This is a genomic window from Lysinibacillus sp. FSL P4-0201 (assembly GCF_038593425.1).
GTDB classification, from domain to species: Bacteria; Bacillota; Bacilli; order Bacillales_A; family Planococcaceae; genus Lysinibacillus; species Lysinibacillus capsici.
On the sequence record NZ_CP151995.1, the window covers coordinates 349,593 to 370,907 of the forward strand.

Here is a 21,315-nt window from a genome sequence, read left to right on the forward strand (position 1 = left end):
TAATATGTTATAATATGTGTAAAAAGAATGCTTAATTAAGGAGGCGAACTTGTTGAAACAATCACCGCGTGTTCTCGGGAGACCTCGCCATGATGAAAATGCGAAACCTACAAAAGATATTGTCCTTGAAACGGCCACAAGACTTTTTATTAAAGAGGGCTACAAAAATATTTCAATGGATGATGTAGCAAAGGCTTGTAACGTAACAAAGGCGACTGTCTATTACTACTACCCAACTAAAGGGGATTTATATACATCTGCTTTAATCGCTATGATGGATCGTATCAAGCTATCTATTCTACAAATTTTAGAGCAGCCTAAACCATTTAAAGAACGACTCGAACAGCTCGTTGAGGTTCATTTATCAGCCACTATCGATATTGATATGAAAAATTTTATGAAAGAGGCTACCATTAATTTATCGGAATCGCAGCTGAGACAAGTTCAAGCATCCGAAAATGGTATGTATCAAACAATAGAGCAGGCTATGCAAAAAGAGATGGAAAAGGGCACAATTCGAAAAGGAAATGCAAAGTTTTTCGCTCATAACTTTATGGCATTGATGACTGTAGGGTATTTTAAAGATGGGGATGGTAAAACTTTGCTAGGCTCAGTAGATGTGACGGCAAAGGAAGTAACAAATTTCTTCTGGCTTTCTGTTGAAAAACGTTAACACAAAATAGGTTTGTAAGAGGAGCTATCTCATTCATTTGGGATACTTCTTTTTTAGTGATGTAAGTCACAGACAATTAGAGTGATCCTTCATTATAGTGGGGGGTGTGGCCTAAAAAGTAGTGGAACATCGTAAATCAAAAGAACCTATAATAGCATAAAAACAGTGTAATGGAGGAATGACAATGACAATTATACCAATCCAAGCAATGCTAGAAGAAAAGACAAAACATATTGGTAAATTAGGGAGTATCGCTGGTGCAGATATTTTGAACATTCAATTGCGTGCAGGTGAAAAAATTCCTGAGCATCGTGCGGACAATGAAGTGCTAATTATTGTTCAATTTGGTGAAGTTCGCTTTATTGTTGAAGGTGTGGAAGAAATTTTAACACAAGATACAATTTTAACTTTAAAACCATCTGAAAAGCACAGCTTAGAAGCAGTTACAGACGTTCGTGTTATTGTCATTAAACTAAATTAAAATAAAGAAAAGCTCCTATATTCTAAAATCTGCTTTGTTAGCCAAGAGTGACACATTTCTATTGACACTAACAAAAAAGATTTAGCGTCCTTATTGAATATTACTAGAGAAATCTAAAGCCGTCGTTTATCTGCTCTCCAAAGAGAAGGGGATATAGAGATGACAGGAAAAGGAATTATCAATAAAAATTATGATGCGTTGGAAAATTTATTATAGCAAGACAGTTAATAGCTGATGAAATCAATGAATTTTGAAAAGATTGTCGAAATTGTGATATAGCTCATTGAAATAATGTACAAACAGTCTTATAATGAAGGTTGTAATGTCACCAAGACAAGATAAGGATGGTATTATGATGCGCTTTTTGCGATTTAAAGTAAACATTGTAATAACAAGTCATACGAATCGCTATCCAGCCCTTGTGACTGGTGATTGTGTAAGATATACGCTGTAACGACTGTTAAGTTTTACCTTAATGGTCTTTTTTACATGTAAGCAATAAAAAATAGTACTAGTGATGGCAAAGGAGAGTTCAAAATGTCAGAAACGAATAACCAAACACAGGCTGAACAAGTAACTGTGAGTAAAGAGCAATTAGATGTACTAGATCAATTATTAAAGCCTGAAGTTCAAGAATCACTAACAACTTTAGTTGAGCAATTACCAAAGTTAACTGAAATGATGACATTATTAACGAAATCATATGAGTTTGCTCAAGCTGTTGCAACAGACGAAGTGCTTAAAAACGATACTGTTGGAGCAGTAACAGAAATCGCTGGTCCTGTAGTGGGCTCTGCGAAAAACCTTGCAGCAACTGCAATTGAAGCGAAAGACCGTGCATCTGAAAGCCATGAGGTGATTGGTTTATTCGGTCTTGTGAAAATGTTAAAAGACCCTCAAGTTCAAAATGTTTTCCGTTTTGTTAATGCTTTCTTACAAGTAAGCTCAGAACGCAAAGCCAAATAAGACTCAAGGTAAATTCAATTCGTAAGGACGGAGGATTAATTAATCATGTCAAAAGAAATCGTCATCTTAGGTGCAGGTTACGCTGGCGTTTTAACTGCATTAACAGCACGTAAGTATCTATCAGCTGATGAAGCTAAAATTACTGTAGTAAACCAATTCCCAACACACCAAATTATCACTGAGCTTCACCGTTTAGCTGGTGGTACAATTGCAGAAGGTGCTGTTGCATTACCACTTAAAAAAATCTTTAAAGGTTTAGATATCGACCTACACATTGCGAAAGTATCAAAATTTAATGTAGATACTAAAAAAGTTGATTTAGATAATGGTTATACATTAACTTATGACACACTTGTAGTATCTTTAGGTAGCCAAACTGGATTCTTTGGTATCCCAGGATTAGAAGAAAACTCTATGGTTCTTAAATCAGTAAATGATGCCAATAAAATCAACAAACATATTGAAGACCGCATTAAAGCATATGCACAATCTAAAGATGAAGCAGATGCAACAATCGTTATTGGTGGTGGCGGTTTAACAGGTGTTGAGCTTGTTGGTGAAATCGTGGACAACTTCCCGAAAATCGCTGCAAAACATGGTGTTAATTTTGCTGATCTTAAAATTAAACTTGTTGAAGCTGGTCCAAAAATCTTGCCAGTTCTTCCAGATACACTTATCCAACGCGCTACTGAAAGCTTAACTAAACGTGGCGTAGAATTTATTACAGGTACACCAGTAACAGGTGTTGACGGCAACGTTATTTCTTTAAAAGACCGTGAACCAATTGTTGCAAATACACTTGTTTGGACAGGTGGGGTAGCTCCACTTCCAATCGTAGGCGAATCAGGTCTAGCTGCTGATCGTGGAAAAGCAACTATTAATGAATTCTTACAATCTACGTCTCACGAAGATGTCTTTGTTATTGGTGATGCATCTGTTGCACTACCAGCTGATGGAGGTCGTCCACTATACGCTCCAACAGCACAAGTTGCATGGCAAATGGGTGAATGTGCTGGTTATAATGTATTTGCACAATACAAAAACCAAGACATGAAAGCATTCTCAGCTGTAAACTCTGGCACACTTGCAAGCTTAGGTCGTAAAGATGCTGTTGCTACAATTGGTGCGAGCAACACAGAGCTTAAAGGCCTTCCTGCAACATTAATGAAAGAAGCTTCTAATATTCGTTACTTAACACATATTAAAGCTTTATTTGGTTTAGCCTATTAAAAAACAAAACACTCACTACTATCACGCTATGTCGTTGTTAGTAGTGAGTGTTTGTTTTTTTCTAAAGATGTATATTAATTACTTTAAATCCAGTAAAATAAATACATATTCAATATTCTATTTTCTGAGGTGATGGCTGTGTTAACAATGTTCCAATCAAAAAAAGTAGATATAGAGCAATTTAAGGCTAAAATTGATGAACTGAATGCAAAGCTGGATAAGAAAGATCATGAATTTCAAATTTTTTTAAATGAGTTACATAAGGAAATCATTGAAACTATTGAACAACATAACAAGGTAAATGACCAGCATACTATTTTAGGAGAAATGGTCGCAGATATTGTAGGAGAGTTTAATAAAGTTGAGGATAGCACAATTCACTCCAATAAAATTTCTGACAATGCCCTAGATAAAGGAAATTTATTAATCTCTTCCTCGGATCAAATGATGACATTATCGGTTGAAAGCAAGCAGGCTGTTCAGGAAGTAGAGCATTTGATTGATGCGTTGGGAGAGCAGTCTCAAAAAACGTCTTTAAGCATGAGTAATTTAAGTGAGCGCTCAAAGCAAATAGCTGAAATTGTAAATGTTATTGGAGAAATATCAAATCAAACCAATTTACTAGCTTTGAATGCATCTATTGAGGCAGCAAGAGCAGGGGAGCATGGTAAAGGCTTTTCGGTTGTTGCCGAGGAAGTTCGCAAATTAGCTGAAAATACGAAAACAAGCACAGAAGATATTGCTAATTTAACAAAGAAAATCGAAGAACAAATTGGACTTGCTTACGAGGATAATAAAAATAACATGCAGCTAGTAACGGAAGGCATTGATAAAAGTGCTAAAACATCAGTAAAAATTGATCAATTACTGCACATTATGACAAATGTTCAAACGGGAATAAATGAGCTATTAGCTTCAATTAAAGATCAGAGGCTATCAAACGAAGATGTTATACATAAATTTAATAGGACGACAGCCTTATTCGATGAAACAAATCGCGTTCTAACAAGCCATATTGATGAATCAGAAATTGTAACAAAGAAATTATTAGAGGCAGTTGATCAAGTAAAGCATTTCCCTACTGAAAGATAGAGATTTTAACTCCCTTCTATGGAAATTTAAAAAGCAAGAACCCTGCATAGCAGCAACTTTTCAACTTCTTAGTGACTACTACAGGGTTCATTTAATTATTTCAAGTCGCCAACTTTTTCTTTTAATGCGGCTAATTGATCTGGATAGTTTTTTTCAGTTATTTCATTCCACAATTCAGCATCTTTAATTCCACATCTTTCGGGAATAAAGACTGGGTCAAGCCCCAACTTCTTTTGCTCTTCATAATCTCTTAATGTAGCTATACCTGGCTTTGTTAATAAAATAATAGCAATTAGGTTAACCATGCAAGTGTACCTACACCGATATCAGCAAGATTCCAAGCAGTTGATGAGGAACGAATCGTTCCAAAAAAGATAGAGATAACTAGTAGTACTTTTACGACAATAGCAATAGTAGCAAAGTTTTTATTGTTTCTAAATAAGTAAGCAACATTACTTTCTGTGTATACCCCAAAAGCAAGCATAGTAGTTATTGCAAAGAAAAATACAGCGATAGCAATAAAAGGACTTCCTAAACCAGGAATGAATGAGTTAATTGCTTCTTGTGCAAATGCAGTACCTGCTTCAACTCCTGGTAGATTCTCAACTAAAAATCCCCCATTAGGATGGGCAATATTGTAACTGCCTGTGGAGATGATCATAATGGCTGTAGCTGTACAAACAAGTAGTGTATCTACATAGACCGAGAATGCTTGGACAAGCCCTTGTTTAGCAGGATGAGATACTTCTGCGGTACCAGCTGCCTGTGCCCCAGTACCTTGACCTGCTTCATTTGAATAAGCCCCTCTTTTTACTCCCCACATAATTGCATTTCCAAAAACAGCACCGAATGCAGCATTTAAATTAAAGGCAGAGCTGAAAATTAAAGCAAATATTGCAGGTACTTCTTTTATATTGATCAATAAAATAATGAATGCAAGAAGTATGTAAGCTGTTGCCATAAACGGTACAGCATATTCAGCAACTTTTCCAACCCTTTTAATACCGCCAAAAATAGCAAATCCAAATATTGCAGAAACAATAATACCTGTAATTATTGGTGAAATCCCGAAGGCATTTTTTGTTGAATCAGCAATATTAAAGGCTTGAACACCTGAACCAGTGAAACCAGTTGCTATAATTGTAGCGATAGCAAATAGTATAGCAAATGGCTTATTTTTTAACCCTTTCTCAATATAATATGCTGGCCCTCCACGATACTCTCCAGCGATTTCTTGTTTCCAAACCTGGGCTAACGAGGACTCAATATAGGCAGCACCAGCTCCTAAAAAGGCTATGACCCACATCCAAAAGATAGCCCCTGGTCCTCCAAAATAAATTGCAGTAGCTACACCAGCTATATTCCCAATTCCGACACGTCCACCCAATGCCATTGCAAAGCTTTGAAAAGATGAAACGCCATTTGCCGAAGTTTTTCTATTAAATAATTGTTTAATCATATCTTTGAAGAGACGCAGCTGTGGAAACCTCATAATAAGCGAAAAGTAAACGCCAGCTCCTAAGCAAAGATAAACTAAAGCGTTACTCCAGATAATCCCTGCTATTTTACCTGTTAAAGCGGCAAAATCCATATAACAACCTCTTTCTATTTTGTACTTGTCATCTTAGATTATTAGGTAACAATTTAAATGAGAGGATATGAAAGCTATTTTGAATGAAGTTTCTTTTATTTAAAATAAACTTTTAATCAATGTATCAATCATAATAGGCATCTCTTTAAACGCACTATCCACATGCAATCGTTCTGTTTTTTGATGGGCATCCTTTCCAAATGGACCGACATTTAAGACAGGACCTTGTAATGCCGCCATCTCTTTGAATGGAATATGATACGTATCGCCCCATACAGGTGTGTTCCGTTCAAATGCTAGCCACTCATTGGATGCATCTGAATAATTGACATAGCTTAAATCACAGATTCCGTTAAAGTAGTGGATCTGCTCCACCTCAATATCAAATGTTTGAGCTGTTTGCTTCATTAATTCAATCGACTGTTTCACTAATGGATGGTTGGATGAATTAATGGCTGGATAGTAAGGTGGTGCATATAACAGAACTGTGGCAGGTGCTAATTCCTGACAGCGAATCATGAGCTGATCCACAATACGAATGGATTTTTCACGATCATCCCATGCAGGATGCTGCTGAACCTGGTGCTTAATCGCTTGTACTTCCTCAGCTCCTAACTTATGGATCGCATGCTCCAATAATGCCTCATAGCGTAAGACCTTTACCTTGCCCACACCCTGAACATTTTCGCGTGTACAAATGTCCTGATAGTGCGCATTGCAAGCAGCCATTGCCTGTAACGCAACTTCCTCAAAAATAGCCATCACCTCAGCCGCTGTACGTTTTAACAAAAAGACATTGTAAAGTGCCGCCGCACGGTATGGTGTTTGTGTAGAATACTCCATTTTTAAATCTTTTAATTGTAGAGAGACGGGTAGTGGTGTGCTTTCGCCTAAATCTATTTCACGGAAAAGGGGATTCCACTCCATATGCTGTGTCATATAGGAAGCGATAAAGGGAGCCGTCATCCCTTTTAATGGCTCACCGACATGTGTCTCTTTTCCGTAGAACAAAGCAGCAGGCATAATTTTACCAATTGTACCTGAATAAATATATTCATTCGTATCCGAAGGCCCTTGTGAAAACGATGGCTCACTATTTAAAAATAATTTATAGGTTAAGCCATGCTGTTCCCGCAGTCTCACCAGTTCCACAACAGCCGCTCTCATACCAGCAGAGTTGACTTCCTCATCAGGGACCGTTGTTAAAATCAAATTAATCGGCCATTGCTCAAAGCTTGCCTTTTCGATCAACTGCATGTGTAAGGCAAGACCCATTTTCATATCCATTGTGCCGCGTCCAAATAAATAATTCCCAGACGCCAAATCAATGCGAGCTGCCTCTGGTAAATCTTTTAGGTATTTAGGTTCCATTAGCTTTTTCGTTAGTTCTTCTGGAGAAAAGGCTAACGGCTCTAGTTCACCATATTCCTCTGTATGCACGGTATCGAAGTGACTGATTAACACAACGGTTTCAGTTGCGGTTGGATGCTTATAGAAGGCTGTCACTGCATTTCTGCCAAGTCCTGCATCATGTAATTCAATCAAGTCTGGGTGCTTTTCAAAATATGGAAGCGTTAACAATTTATCTTTTAGTCGAAAGGCAAATGTATTTTCACCCTCCGTTAATGTACGGCTTTCCCAGCTCACAAGTTCACATAATAGGGCACGTAGTTTTTCGGGTGTATCCCACATAAAAGTATTCATGATTTTTTCTCCTTTTATAGAAAAGTTTTTTATTTTCAAGATGATATAAATAGATAATTAGTAGAGAAATACATATTTTTACCGTTATATATTTTTCACTATATGAAATTAAATCTACATAGTGGAATATAAATTCATCGTAAATGCAAAACAACAAATTGTCAATTTGAATTTTTATGAATACTCGTAATTTTCTGCGCTAATTGAGTGGAACTATGTATATATTTCATGTAGCATCTATTTATATGCATAAAAATTAGTTAAAATAAAATGAAACTACATTTAAAAGCAGGGCTACATGTAAAAAATTGAAGGTACATAAAAATTTGATAATTTGCATGAATTTTAATTTCATAATGATCCTAGTTAAAGCTAAATGGATCTATAAAAACCTTAAGATAGTGATTATATGGGGAAATGAAAGGGAGTAATTGTAATGATTCAATCAATCGAAAGAGCAATGTTAGTTATAAATATACTGGCGAAGCATCCGAAGCGTTTTTTTACTGTGCAAGAAATTTTTAATGAAACAGACTTGCCTACTAGCACAATATACAGATTATTATATACATTAGAAAGTTTTGATTTAGTAGAGAGAAATGAGAATAAAAAAGAATTTCGATTGGGGTATACATGGCTGCAACTTGGCATGAAAATGTATCATGAGACGGATATTAGAGAAAAAGCGCATCCTCTATTAGAAAACCTTGCATATAATGTTCGAGAAACAATCTATTTAAGTATTGCTAAACAGTTTGCATCCATTATTATTGATCGAATTGATAGTCCTAAAAATGTCCGTATTATTGATATGATTGGTGAAAAAATTCCATATCCTATAGGAGCTCCCAATAAAGTATTACTTGCGTTTTCTAAAAGCGATGTACAGCAACAATTTTTCCAACAACTTGAGGAGCCTGAGAAAGAAAAATTGATAGAGAGCCTCAATGATGTAAGAGAAAAAGGCTTTGCCATAAGCGTTGGAGAAAAAACAAAGGGGACAGTATCCATAGCAGCACCTATATTTGATTCAAATAAACAAACAATTGCAGCCATTAGTGCAGAGTGCTTTGAATATGATACAGATGCTGAAAAATTAGAAAGTATAACACAGGAAGTCCTTAAAACTGCACAGCAGCTATCCTTTGAATTAGGGTATATATAAAATTGCTTATTTCGATAAAAAACCATCTAGTGTCAGTAATTAGTAGACATTAGATGGTTAATTTTTATATGAAAAGTGAGATTACTGTTGCTTGCTACTTATCAACCTTTTATAATAGTGGCTTTTCGAAGGTTTTATATTTAGCCATAGTAGAATGACAGCTACAAATGCCATCATAAAGGATGCACTAATGACAACTGAGCGTATAGTAATCCATTCAGCGAAAATCCCAAAAATAGTAGTAAAAATAATAATAAAAAGTGCTTCAAAAAATCCATAAATACTTCCTATACGACCCATGCTCTCAGAGGGAATATTATTTTGATAAAATGTATAAAATCCTGTATTCGCAAAGGCAGTTGCAAAGGATAATACAAAGCAACCTATAGCAGCTATAAGAAAGGAAAAGGATGAGGTAAATATTAAATAGCCCAGTGCTGTTACGAGAGACCCCATACCTATTAACCAAGAAGTTGGTATTTTTTCAACAATAACAGAGTTGGTTAGCGAGCCAAATAAAACACCTACCCCTGCGATACTGACTAAAATCCCATATTCTCCTTCGGATAAAGCTAATATCTGTGTTGCAAAGGCAGCCTCCAAAGAATCAGTAGCTGTCATCAAGATGATGATAGCACTAAACAACAAATAGACTACCATAACATAGGAATTTTTTAAGCTAAAGCGTATGACCATTTGCCAATCCAGAAGCAATACTCGAAAAAGGGATGCTTTTTCTGTATGATTAATAAATTTTTCAAGGGCTTCAATGTTCGGCATTTTGAACGTTATACAGGCTGATAGAAATAAAGCAATCGCGTTTAAATATATGGCCATATAGGGTGTTCCGACTGTGAACAAGAAACCTGCGATTGCTGGTCCAGTTAGAAATGCACCAGAGTCGAGTAAGCTGCGTAATGCATTAAAACGTTTCCTTTGTTCGACAGGAATTAACTTAGTGATATAAGTCATAGATGTCGGCTGATACATAGAGCTAGCTACTGTAATGAGAAAAACAAGGACATACATCCACAAGAGGCTAGAAAAGCAGGGGAGTATGACAATGAGTATAGATTGAACCAAATTTAGAAAAATCATTAGCTTTTTCTTATTAAAACGATCGATTAGGCTTCCTGACCAAAAATTAGTGAACAAGGAAGAGATCGCTCTTACAATATATAATCCAGAGACAGCCAGAGCAGATTCTGTGAGGTTTAACACAATTAAATTTAAGGCGATAAAATAAATCCATTCGCCAACACTTGAAACACCAATACTACATAATAGGATGGCAGGATAACGCCAGCTTTCTAAAGCTTTTCTCATATAAATTCCTCCTTAAGCAAAGTGACGATTTGCAAAATAAAAAACCCCACCTCCAAGACGATTAGTCTTAGGGACGAGGTTGTAGAATTTATATACTCACGTGGTGCCACCCTAGTTCACTATTATGTCACCATAATAGCCTTTTCAGTACGGCATAGAGCCTATGCTTATACTGTAACTCTATAACGGGAGTTCCCGTCGCACCATCATTCAAACAAAATCCAATGCGCTACTCCGAGGCTTGTTTCAATAATTCGTTCTTACTCGTTTTCAGCAATCCGAGCTCTCTGGGAAGAACAGCCTTATTTACTCTTCTCTTCAATGTATTTTTGCTAGTGTAGCATATGTACACGATTTTGGTAAATAGTACTATAAAAATATTACTAATTATTTTGTAGGAAGATTTTTAATTGTGTTATCAGCGATTGGCAGTGCTGTATGGATAAAACAGCATTCAAAGGAATTTCAAGTGAATGATTAAGGTCCTCAAAAACAGCAAGCTGAAGGGTAGCAAGTTGCGCTAGCTTCTCCTGTGAATAATGAGGGTCCGCTGTACCAATTGCCAAAAATGCATGTTTGTCTAATAGATTTGTCATTGTATGTTGAAGAGAAAGTAATGGGGTGAAAAGTACATAACGAGCAGGAATAGAAGGAGTCTGCTGCATATAATAATCGACAATAGGCATAGTACCTAAAGATTTTCCTAGATAAACGACTTCTCTATAAGGCTTTGATTGCAAGCTATTTTCTACAATAGGGTTGGCAACACGATAGACCATTTTTGATATGGCTTGGGAGTCCTGTTCGAATTGCTGTTGCTCAAATGTATAATTGATTTGGACGACATCATAGCCAAGTTCTAACAGTAATGCCGTAGAATAATAAAGTATAGGTTTATCATAGGTATAGCCCGTGCCAGAGAGCATAAAACATACCTTATCGCTTGTTCCATCAAAAAAATTGTAGGATATACCATTGTACATGGCGTGCTTAGGTTTGATTTTCATGAATATTCCTCCATCATTTCTATATATAGTATATAATTTTACCATAGCAAGGAGGGAGAAATTTATGAAGGCTATTATTATCAATGAATTTGGTACATCGGATGTTTTAACTTTTATTGATTGTCCAAAACCGACTATTTCTGAGGGTGAAGTCTTAATAAGGACAACCCATACAAGCGTAAATTTTGCAGATATTAAAAATCGCACAGGTAATAAAGCTAAAGCAAATTTTCCGATGGTTCTTGGTTTAGATGTTGCAGGGGTAATTGAAGAAGTTTTTAATGATAGCAGTGGTTTTCAAAAGGGTGACCAAGTTATCGCATTCCCGAAAAACGGTGCTTATGCAGAATTTGTAGTAGCAAAGGAACAACTAGTTTTTAAAATTCCTAGTGGGGTACCAATCGAGAAGGTAGCAGCTGTACCGACAGTTTTATTTTTATCATATATGTTAACACATCAAATAGCGGCCATTGGTCAGCAGGATGCCGTCTTAATTCATGCTGCTTCTGGTGGGGTAGGGACAATGCTTGTCCAAATGGCCAAAAGGCTCGGAGCTAAACAGATTATAGGTACGGTGAGTAATTTAGAAAAAGCCCCAATTGTTTATCAGCTTGGTGCGGATCATGTACTTACATATGATCAATTTAGTACAAATGTCAATGAACTTACAAAGGGTCAGGGTGTTGATATTGTGTACGATTCTATTGCAGGAGCCATCACCGAGGAGAGTTTAACTTGTTTAGCGCCTTATGGCACGCTTGTCCAATTCGGGAATAGTGGAGGAAGAGCAGGAAATATAAAAACAGCAGATTTACATAATAGCTGCCGCAATATAAAAGGATTTAGCTTAGGTACGACAAGAGCTTTGAAGCCAGAACTGTTACAACAGGTGGCGCAGGATATTTTCTCTTTAGTAAACGAAGACAGTTTTCAGGTGCCAATTGCTAAAATATTTGCCTTAGAGGAAATGAAAAAGGCTCATGAATTTATGGAAAGTCGTCAGCACCAAGGAAAAATACTTATTAAAATATAAAGCACAAAAAAGATGACACCCATATTTGGAGTGTCATCTTTTGTCGATCAACAATCTAGTTCAGTAAGTTTTTCATAAATACGTCTTTTACGATAAAGCATAATACCAGTTTCGGCTACATCCTGAATCATGCCTTTATTAGCATAGGCTCCAAAAACCATCCCTGCAATAGGGATCATTTGAAACAGCTTTTTCCAGCCTAGCTGATCACGATATGTGTAAAATACCTCCTGCCATCCTTGAAGCTGAGAAATCATGTTATCTGAAGCTTTTTTTGAGCTATTTATAGTAGAAAGCTCCTGTAAGATTGCTTCTTTACCAACAATATCAGCAGAGGTAAATTGTAGACATTTTACAATAAAAATACGTTCCATTTTATCGTTCGGATCATAGCCATGAATAATTGCTATTTCTTGCAAAGTTTTTAGTGCAGTCCCTAAAATCATTGGAATATCAATAGCTAAAGTAAAGATGCCTCCAAAGCCAGTAGAGGCTCCTTGTACAGTAGCAAATTTCACACGTTCATTTTGTAATTTGTCACTGAGGGAGATCATGTCCTCTAAAGGAATCTGACCAATATCAGATATAGTTATAATATGCTGAGTGGAAGAATGGTCACGAATTTTTTGTATCATGGCTTGTTCATTGATTAAATACTTTCCACCAGACTGAATATAATTGCCTAGTTCATCTACCAATAAAGCAATTTTATTTTGGAGAAAGGCAGGTGTCATTTTATCTAATAATTTAAATGGTATTCTCCCTAATTTCTCCCAAAACCATAAATCTTTTTGATCTTTTTCCCACACTTGAATCTCTTGTAAATGCTGCTCTAATAACTCTCGATTCTCCATTATTGTCTTATCCCCTTATGTGTCCATTTAACTTTAAATACGAAAAAAACTATATAAAGTTTCGCTTTATTTAAATGAGATTTCGACAAACTAATGAATCACATGCTATTGCCAAACGGACGCAAGGAGTGCAATTCCTTCATTTATTTGCTGAAGTGTCAGTCCACCATACCCTATAATGATCATGGTTTCATTTGTTCCATTCTGATAGGAGGTAGAGCATGGATAGACTTGAACCCCTACCTCTTGAGCAAGCTGAATCGCTCTACTCTCGGTGAGATGTTGTGGTAGCTTGATGACTATATGAAGTCCGGATTTTTCACCGATTACTTGAAATTCATTTGAAAAATGTGAAGAGATGGCGGTCAATAATGCTTGTTGTTTTTTACGATAGATTGTTCGCATTTTTGCCAAATGCTTATCGAATAGACCTTGTGCAAGAAAGTCTGCTAAGACAAGTTGGTCTACTTTGGAGACAACCGATTTTTGCTCAGAATGAAAAGTCATAAACGGCACTACTAAAGACTTTGGAAGGATCATATAACTAATGCGTAAGGATGGAAGTAATGTTTTTGAAAATGTTCCGAAATAAATGACACGCTGAAGCTGATCCATTTTTGCTAAAGACGGGATTGGTAGCCCCTTATAACGAAATTCGGAATCATAATCATCTTCAATAATAAGCCCCGCGTTCGAGTTAGCCCATTGTAACAATGCCACTCTTCTTTCTATGGTCATAATCATGCCTAATGGAAATTGATGAGCAGGTGTTGTGTATAACATGTGAATTGGTTTTGCAGGGAGTGTAACCCCTGAATAGTCCACAGGAATCGCCTCTGTGGACAATCCACATTGCTGTAAAACGGCACGCACTCTTTTAAATCCTGGCTCCTCTAACCCAACGCGTATCGCAGACCCAAGAAAATGACAAAGAGCCTGAAGCTGGCTTTGTGTACCACTGTATATAAATACCTGTGAAGCATCACAGCTAACCCCACGAGAACGCTCTACATAGCGGGCAATCTCTGTGCGTAAAGTTGTCTCTCCCTCCCAAGGGCTTGTTGATAAGTTGTTACTATTAAAATGCTTTTTTATAAGCTTGTGCCAAGCAGCATAGGGAAAAGCCTCGTTATCCACATGTCCATTTGTAAAATCAAATTGTATACTGTTAGGGATATTGTTACTTGGAACAGATACATGCCGGGGTACTTGCTGTAGCCAATCAAATTCAAAGGGCGCAATAAAATAACCAGAACGCTCTTTACTATAAATATAGCCTTCTGCGAGTAACTGCTCATAGGCTTCCTTTATGGTGTGTACACTCACATTCAATGTTAGGGCGAGAGCTCGTTTAGAAGGCAGTTGTTCATGAGCAAGTAATTTTTTAGTAATAATCTTATGCTTTATTTCTTCATAGATTTGAATGTATTTCGCTAGATTGCCTGTAAATATAATGGAGAGCTCCAGATAATTTCCTCCTCCTCTGGTATGGTTGATTTTTTAGTAATTGGTTATATATATCATATCAATTTTACCGTTAAATAAGTAAAAAGGAGTGAAGTGTAATGGAATTTATAACATTAGAAAATGAAGTGGTTAAACTAAAGCCTTTAGAATTGAGCGATTTACCAGGAATTTTAGAGACAGGAAGTTATCCAGAAATTTGGTCACATATGTCCACAACCATAGAAAAAAAGGAAGATGTGAATAAATTTGTGGAAAACGCATTAAAGGCAAAAAACGAAAAAACAGAATTTCCATTTGTGATTGTGGGTAAACAATCAGGGGACATTATCGGGTCTACACGTTTTATGGATATTGATGACAAGCATCAGCGATTAGAAATTGGCTATACATGGCTAACACCCGCATACTGGCGTACAGCTATTAATACTAATTGTAAGTATTTGCTATTACGATACTCTTTTGAGCATCTTCATTTACAACGTGTACAAATAAAAACGGATCATGAAAATATTCGTTCTCAAAAGGCAATTGAGCGAATTGGTGCTACAAAAGAGGGAATATTGCGTAACCATATGATTCGCAAAGATGGGACAACTAGGCATACCGTTATGTATAGCATTACAATAGAAGAATGGCCACAGGTGAAAAAGCATTTAGAAAGTCTATTAGTGCAATTGGGATGTTAATAGGTATAAAAAGGGATTTATATAACCCGTAAAACCCTTTTTTCTTATAAAAAGTGTCAAAAAATAAAGGGGAGGGTAGAGTAGAGTACCGAAAAATTGAAAGAGGGTAATCTACTTGAAACCTAAATACACGTTAAGACAAATTTATGGTGATAATGCTGTGTATACACCAAGAACACCGTATAGCGATAATCCGTGGATGATGGATGATCCTCATAAGCTAGATGCTTTAACCTCAAGAGAAGTTGCTATTGCTGATATCCCCGTGCTAGTACATCGAGCAACACAAACAGAAAAGGCGCAAGAGCTTCATCAATTAGCAGGATTACCATGGGTAGAACAGCCTTATAGTTATGAGACTCAAGAGGAATATCTGGCACAGATCCAAACTTGGTGTAAGGAAGGGAAGACCATTGTATGTCAATATATACACGACCTGGAGCATATGGATCGTCAATGTTATTGGATGGATGCGGAGAAATTTAATGAGTTGAATACAAAAGCTTATATTGATCATTTAATCGATAGTAAATATGTGCCAAGTCGTCTAAATGTGGAGACGTATAGACTTTCAGATGCCATTAAAAATTGGCAGCCCCCTGTAGTATTAAAGCCTGGTGATGATTCGCCAACCTCGGGAGGATATGGCGTTACCATTTGTCATAATAAAGATGAATTGACGGAAGGTTTACGACAATTTCGCATGACAGGAACTGAAAGTATAATTATTGAGGAGCTTTTACAGACAAAGGACAACTATAGCTGTCAATTTGTTTACTCAGAGGAGCTAGGGATTCAATACTTAGGAGCTTCCCAGCAAATTACGGATGATAACGGCATTTACGAAGGGAATATCATTGTAGATAAAGTACCCGAAAAAGTAATTGAAGTAGGAAAGCATATTATGGAACGTGGCGTTGAGGAAGGCTTTGTCGGTGTGGCAGGCTTTGATTTAATTGTCACGGAAGCTGGTGATGTTCAAGCAATAGACTTAAATTTCCGCCAAAATGGTTCAACCTCAATGCTGATGTTTCATGATGCTTTAGGAAAGCCCATCAATAAATTTAGCTCCTATTCATCACAAAGCCCACAACAGAATGATCATTTCTATCAAACAATTAAGAAATATATAGAAAAGGGTATGTTATTTCCTTTATCTTTCTATGATGGTGATTATTTTGAGGAGTCCGTCCCTTCAAGATTTGTCGGTGTATGGTATGCAGATACGTTAGAGGAAATTGAAAAACGGGAGAAGGAATTATTACCTGAAGAAAAGAATGGTCTTTAATCGACCATTCTTTTTTTATAGATAATTGCTGCGAAAATCCAAGAAAGAAGAGACCATACAATTATCGTAATCATAGGAATGAGAACATCTGCCATAGAATACTTACCTTCTAACGCCTCTGCTAAAAGTAATAACTGTGAGCTTGGTAGCCATTCAGCTAATTTTAAGATTGGGTATGCCGAAGATAGAGCTAAGGCCAGAGGACCAAATGAGAAGATCACCATTACAGGCAGCACAATAATAGATGCTTCCATAATAGATTTAGCAAATAAACCACATATTGTACCTAGAGCAATATAAAACACAGCAGAAAGCAATAATGCAATTGCTAAGATAAAAAGGTTTGCAGGTTCGTAGCCAACTAGAAAAATAGCCATTGTTACAGATACAATTGTAACAATTAGAACAAACAGGCTTTTACCAATTAAAATATCTCCAAGTGAGGCAGGGGAGAGCATAAGACTGCGAAGAGTGTTTTTTTCCTTTTCTTCTGCAATTAAACTACATTGTACGTAAGTAGTCACTATGGAAAATGTCATGTTAATTGGTAGAAAATACATGCTAATAGTATTTGCACCTAATTGATTATATAAAAACGCCATTATAAGTGGTAGTAATACCATAGTTGATACGGCATAGTTCCGTGAGAATTCCTTATAATCCTTCATCAATATAGCTTGAATACGTGTCATTGAAATATTCATACTAAATCACTCCCTGTTATTTGCATAAAAATGTCACCTAGTGTTGGCTCGTTTGTATAGATACGTGTAACTTGATCGGATTGCATCCATTGCAATAACTTCTCTGCATCTTGAGAACCATTTTCTATAATTTCCTGTTCACCATTTTTAAGCTCTACTGTAATAGTGTCAGAGCCAAATTCTTTTTTTAGATCTTTTGGAGCGCCGATTGCTCGGATCTTCCCTTTATGCAGGAAAGCAACACGATCACAAAGTATTTCTGCTTCGCTCATATCGTGTGTTGTTAAAAAAATTGTTGTACCCATAGCATTTAATTTTCGTAAGCCATTATATATATGTTGGGTATTTACTGGGTCCAAAGCAGAAGTCGGCTCATCTAAAAATAATAATTCGGGCTTGTGCATAATTGCACGAGCAAGTGTAACACGTTGAATCATTCCTTTGGAAAGCTGACTGATCTTTTTCTTACGTTCTGCATATAAATTGACAAAGTCCAAAGCTTCTTTTACAGCAGATTGAGATAGCTGATATAAATTACTATAAAGTATTAAATTTTCTTCAATTGATAGTCTCGTATACAAGCCACTATTATCTGTTAAAATACCAAAACGTTTACGATTTTGACTTTGCTTCATTTCAGATGCATGCTGCCCAAATAATAGAACATTACCAGCCGATTTATCTGTTTGTGCGGTTAATATTTTAATTGTAGTAGTTTTACCAGAACCACTTGGGCCAAGAAAGCCGAATATTTCCCCTTTTTTAATGGTAAAGGAAACATCCTGTAATGCTGTTTCATTATTAAAAATTTTTTTCAAATGTTGCACATCAATCACTGCGTTCATGTGTAACCTCCTGTTTGTTGTTGATGTCTACACTATAAACAACAAGGGTAAGGCTCACAGTAAAAATCATGTGAATGGCAGAAAAAGGACCTTTAATGGAATATTATTAAAGGTGACAGGAGTCGATTATTTCCTGGGAAATCTACTAAATTCCGAGTATTTCCTTTAAAGTTGCCAATTTATTTTTCGACAGTGGAACAACTGTCTTTTCTGTACTGTTGAGTGCTAAGCTATAGCTATTGCGTGTCCAAGTAATAATCTCTCGAACCTTTTGTAGGTTCACAATATAAGAACGATGGCTTCTAAAAAAGCCGAATGGTGTCAATTTTTGCTCTAACTCATTTAGCGATAGAGTACATGGATAAGCTTCACCTGCTACATAAATAGATACTTCTCCTTCAACACTTTCAATATAATCAATTTCGGGTGGATTAAATAAAATAATCTTTTCATTTTTCTTTGTTGGGATTTTATCTAGTCGAATTGGTGCATCTTCAAGAGGCTTTGGAGCTTGCTCAAGGCTACCCTCTTTTACGTCTAAAGTATGTAAGTCTGCCCCATCTAATCGATGTATAGTTGTACTTGCAACCATTAAGTCTTCTAGATTATTTGATAACAAAATGATAATTTTATGCTCTTTTGCAAGATTTTTTAATAACTGTTGGATAGTTTGCTTTGAAAATTCATCTATATTTTGAAAAGGTTCTTCTAAAATTTGAATAGATGCCGGATGTAGGTACATATTCAATAGTTTTAATCGCTGTTTTTCACTATTAGAAAGCTTACTAATTCTATTGTTTTTTTGTTCAGTAAGTTTAAAAAGCTTCAATATGTTCTCTGTTTCATTAGTTGGGCGGTTAAAAAGCTTTAAAATGAACTGGATATACTCGCGCGCTGTGAGTCGCTCATATAACGAGCTTTCACGAAAAGAAGTACACGTATCATCTCGTTTCATAAACCATTGCATTAATGTATGTATTTTGGAAACATCTGTATAGATGCCTATAATCGTGCCAGGTTGTAGAGAAAGATGGAAGCTTGGATAAATAACATTGCCTGCTTCAATATATGGATCAACCTGAATATCAATATTTTGTTCCACGTTTATTCCTCCTATAGCTTGCTAGCTTGTAAAAAGTATTGAATGTCGTTGAGTGCTTGCGAGTGGCTCAACTGACAGTAGTTTGAGTTAGAGGCATCCATAAAGCCATGTAAGCCTTGAAATTGTTTGATTTGAACATTCGGTATGTTTACAAGAGTATCCTTCAATGATTGAATATCAAAACTATCTTCATGGCTAGGTAAAACAACCAAAGTTGGACAAGATGGAATGTTATCAAGGTATTGGCGGATCCGTGAGCCATATACACAAATGACACGGTGTAGGGGGAGTGTAGTTAATCTCCAGGCTAAAGTTGCACCTACACTATATCCAATTAATATTACCTCGTTGTAGTTTTCACAAGCCTCCAATATTTTTGGTGAAAGCAACTCAAGAGGAGCATCAAAGCCAACTGTCTGTAAGAAAAAGTCATAGGCTTGTTTTTCCTGGTCATATGGAAAGGAAAGCCCTTCTGGATAAAGTGAAATAAGGGAAACGGCAGTGTCCTCATCGCTGTATATTTGTATTTGTTCTTCAATAAAATGATTAACTCCATAGATTTCATGTAATATAAAAATTTTTCTTTTCATTGTGCCCTCGATCTTTTTTCCAATAGTGTATCAAAAAGTAAGTAAAACGTATAATCTGCTTTTAGAATGAATAGTGCAAAAGCATAATGATGAAAATTTTTATGGACAAATACATAAATTTAATATCATGATTTGTTATAATTTTATTTGATAATGATTATCATTATCGTATAATGGAGTTAAGGAGGATTTTCCAAAGCAATATTTACATTTAGACATTTACGATTGAGCTGTTATGCAGTATGAGCTAGTCCAATTGTTGAGATAGTAATGACCAAATGAAAGGTGTGTTAGGAATTGTTAGAACAAGAATTGTATGATGTAACCATTATTGGTGGTGGGCCAGCGGGTTTATATTCAAGCTTTTATTGTGGTTTACGTGAAATGAAAACCAAGCTAATTGAATCACAACCACAGCTAGGTGGTAAAATTCATGTTTATCCAGAGAAAATGATTTGGGATGTGGGAGGTGTAACGCCTATATCAGGGGGGCAACTAATTAAACAATTAGTTGAGCAAGCCTTAACCTTTAATCCTTCTATTTATACAAATGAAAAAGTGCTGTCCATTGCTAAAAATGAAGATGGTATATTTGTCATCGCAGCAGAGTCAGGGAATATTCATTATTCCAAAACAGTTATCGTTGCTATTGGTGGTGGCATCCTAAATCCTCAAAAAATTGAAATTAAGGGGGCTGAACGCTTTGAAGTATCTAATTTAAATTACACAATTAAATCCTATGAAAAATTTAAAGATAAGGCAGTTATTATTTCTGGTGGTGGTAACACAGCGGTAGACTGGGCATTAGAATTAACGGAGGTAGCATCCAAGGTCTATTTAACTTATCGAAAAGATACATTGTCTGCACATGAGGCTCAAATTACAGAGCTTGCAAATAGTTCGATCGAATGCCATTTCAATTCTGAAATTACTAAGCTGATTGCAGACGATCAAGCAGGAATGATTAAAGCTATTGCTTTAACAAATCATGAGACTGGGACTGTAACAGAAATTCCTATTGATGAAGTTGTTATTAGTCATGGGTATGTGCGTGATAAAGAATTGTTAGATAATAGTCCATTAGCCATTGAGCGCAAAAATGATTATTTTATCGCTGGTACGATTAATAGTGAATCATCGATCCCAGGCCTTTATGCTGCGGGTGATATTTTGAGCCATGATGGTAAAATTCATTTAATTGCAGCAGCCTTTCATGATGCACTTCATGCAGTGAATAGTGCGAAGAAGTATATTCAACCTGATGCTTCTGAGGGAGGTATTGTTTCTTCACATAATGACATTTTCAAACAACGTAATCGTAAGCTATTACAGGAAAGTTTAAAATAATCAATTTTAGGAGCACTAATATATTGTTGGTGTTCCTTTCTTTTTGTCTTGATGTATATTTTAGAAGAAATACTTCTGATGGACTATCAATATAAAAAAGAAAACATAACGCTGATTATGGAGTATATATAAGAAAATTATACAGAGAATATGATTGTCATGGA

The 21,315-nt window shown here is 36.1% G+C and carries 20 protein-coding genes, 1 pseudogene and 1 other annotated feature; of the genes and pseudogenes, 11 read left to right on the top strand and 10 right to left on the bottom strand.

Annotated elements, in window-relative coordinates:
* Positions 1-52: 52 nt before the first annotated feature.
* From MKY76_RS01640 to MKY76_RS01665, 6 genes are all read left to right on the top strand, one after another.
* Entirely contained in the window at positions 53-673 is a 621-nt protein-coding gene (locus MKY76_RS01640) for a TetR/AcrR family transcriptional regulator (RefSeq protein WP_016993441.1), read from the top strand.
* A 184-nt stretch (positions 674-857) separates the two neighbouring features.
* The gene (locus MKY76_RS01645; RefSeq protein WP_112117109.1) at positions 858-1,154 is read left to right on the top strand and encodes a cupin domain-containing protein; all 297 of its coding nucleotides are present in this window, start codon (positions 858-860) and stop codon (positions 1,152-1,154) included.
* 322 nt (positions 1,155-1,476) lie between these two features.
* Positions 1,477-1,608, top strand: coding sequence for a hypothetical protein (locus tag MKY76_RS01650; protein ID WP_255349861.1), 132 nt, complete (start codon positions 1,477-1,479; stop codon positions 1,606-1,608).
* Between the two features lie 83 nt (positions 1,609-1,691).
* The gene (locus MKY76_RS01655) at positions 1,692-2,120 is read left to right on the top strand and encodes a DUF1641 domain-containing protein (RefSeq protein ID WP_004227758.1); all 429 of its coding nucleotides are present in this window, start codon (positions 1,692-1,694) and stop codon (positions 2,118-2,120) included.
* Positions 2,121-2,165: 45 nt separating this feature from the next.
* A complete protein-coding gene (locus MKY76_RS01660) occupies positions 2,166-3,350 on the top strand; it encodes an NAD(P)/FAD-dependent oxidoreductase (RefSeq protein WP_004227760.1) in 1,185 nt (394 codons plus the stop codon).
* 132 nt (positions 3,351-3,482) lie between these two features.
* The gene (locus MKY76_RS01665; protein WP_342557307.1) at positions 3,483-4,442 is read left to right on the top strand and encodes a methyl-accepting chemotaxis protein; all 960 of its coding nucleotides are present in this window, start codon (positions 3,483-3,485) and stop codon (positions 4,440-4,442) included.
* A 95-nt stretch (positions 4,443-4,537) separates the two neighbouring features.
* Here the strand turns inward: MKY76_RS01665 and MKY76_RS01670 are convergent.
* Both MKY76_RS01670 and MKY76_RS01675 read right to left on the bottom strand, forming a co-directional pair.
* A pseudogene (locus MKY76_RS01670) lies at positions 4,538-6,033 on the bottom strand (alanine/glycine:cation symporter family protein).
* A 99-nt stretch (positions 6,034-6,132) separates the two neighbouring features.
* Entirely contained in the window at positions 6,133-7,737 is a 1,605-nt protein-coding gene (locus MKY76_RS01675; RefSeq protein WP_342557308.1) for a M20/M25/M40 family metallo-hydrolase, read from the bottom strand.
* Positions 7,738-8,173: 436 nt separating this feature from the next.
* On the opposite strand from MKY76_RS01675, the gene MKY76_RS01680 reads away from it, so the two are divergent.
* Positions 8,174-8,902 (top strand): IclR family transcriptional regulator, encoded by a 729-nt coding sequence (locus tag MKY76_RS01680; RefSeq protein ID WP_066038399.1) that lies wholly within the window; start codon positions 8,174-8,176, stop codon positions 8,900-8,902.
* An 81-nt stretch (positions 8,903-8,983) separates the two neighbouring features.
* On the opposite strand, the gene MKY76_RS01685 is transcribed toward MKY76_RS01680, so the two are convergent.
* Positions 8,984-10,228: an MFS transporter gene (locus MKY76_RS01685; protein ID WP_342557309.1), complete on the bottom strand. Its 1,245-nt coding sequence runs from the start codon at positions 10,226-10,228 to the stop codon at positions 8,984-8,986.
* Between the two features lie 66 nt (positions 10,229-10,294).
* Positions 10,295-10,559 (bottom strand) — a binding site (T-box leader).
* Positions 10,560-10,611: 52 nt separating this feature from the next.
* Entirely contained in the window at positions 10,612-11,235 is a 624-nt protein-coding gene (locus MKY76_RS01690) for an alpha/beta hydrolase (RefSeq protein ID WP_048393179.1), read from the bottom strand.
* A gap of 64 nt (positions 11,236-11,299) precedes the next feature.
* Between MKY76_RS01690 and MKY76_RS01695 the strand changes: the two genes are divergently transcribed.
* Positions 11,300-12,268 (top strand): zinc-binding dehydrogenase, encoded by a 969-nt coding sequence (locus MKY76_RS01695; protein WP_103117341.1) that lies wholly within the window; start codon positions 11,300-11,302, stop codon positions 12,266-12,268.
* A gap of 47 nt (positions 12,269-12,315) precedes the next feature.
* Here MKY76_RS01695 and MKY76_RS01700 read toward each other — a convergent pair whose 3' ends face one another.
* Together MKY76_RS01700 and MKY76_RS01705 are read right to left on the bottom strand one after the other, a co-directional pair.
* A complete protein-coding gene (locus MKY76_RS01700; protein WP_054549038.1) occupies positions 12,316-13,122 on the bottom strand; it encodes an EcsC family protein in 807 nt (268 codons plus the stop codon).
* A gap of 105 nt (positions 13,123-13,227) precedes the next feature.
* A complete protein-coding gene (locus MKY76_RS01705) occupies positions 13,228-14,589 on the bottom strand; it encodes a PLP-dependent aminotransferase family protein (protein ID WP_342557883.1) in 1,362 nt (453 codons plus the stop codon).
* 98 nt (positions 14,590-14,687) lie between these two features.
* Here MKY76_RS01705 and MKY76_RS01710 point away from each other — a divergent pair, with 98 nt between their 5' ends.
* Entirely contained in the window at positions 14,688-15,275 is a 588-nt protein-coding gene (locus MKY76_RS01710; RefSeq protein WP_342557310.1) for a GNAT family protein, read from the top strand.
* Positions 15,276-15,390: 115 nt separating this feature from the next.
* Complete coding sequence (locus MKY76_RS01715; RefSeq protein WP_016991600.1) at positions 15,391-16,563, top strand: ATP-grasp domain-containing protein; 1,173 nt, start codon at positions 15,391-15,393, stop codon at positions 16,561-16,563.
* Here the strand turns inward: MKY76_RS01715 and MKY76_RS01720 are convergent.
* From MKY76_RS01720 to MKY76_RS01735, 4 genes are all read right to left on the bottom strand, one after another.
* Positions 16,560-17,267, bottom strand: a complete 708-nt coding sequence (locus MKY76_RS01720; RefSeq protein ID WP_048393188.1) for an ABC transporter permease — start codon at positions 17,265-17,267, stop codon at positions 16,560-16,562. The two genes, MKY76_RS01715 and MKY76_RS01720, sit on opposite strands and share 4 nt — an antisense overlap.
* A complete protein-coding gene (locus MKY76_RS01725; RefSeq protein WP_048393190.1) occupies positions 17,264-18,112 on the bottom strand; it encodes an ABC transporter ATP-binding protein in 849 nt (282 codons plus the stop codon). The genes MKY76_RS01720 and MKY76_RS01725 overlap by 4 nt, the downstream gene beginning before the upstream one ends.
* Positions 18,113-18,257: 145 nt before the next feature.
* Entirely contained in the window at positions 18,258-19,214 is a 957-nt protein-coding gene (locus MKY76_RS01730; protein ID WP_054549040.1) for a LytTR family transcriptional regulator DNA-binding domain-containing protein, read from the bottom strand.
* Positions 19,215-19,225: 11 nt separating this feature from the next.
* Positions 19,226-19,804: a dienelactone hydrolase family protein gene (locus tag MKY76_RS01735; protein ID WP_054549041.1), complete on the bottom strand. Its 579-nt coding sequence runs from the start codon at positions 19,802-19,804 to the stop codon at positions 19,226-19,228.
* Between the two features lie 297 nt (positions 19,805-20,101).
* On the opposite strand from MKY76_RS01735, the gene MKY76_RS01740 reads away from it, so the two are divergent.
* Entirely contained in the window at positions 20,102-21,151 is a 1,050-nt protein-coding gene (locus MKY76_RS01740) for an NAD(P)/FAD-dependent oxidoreductase (RefSeq protein ID WP_342557311.1), read from the top strand.
* The last annotated feature ends 164 nt before the right edge of the window (positions 21,152-21,315 follow it).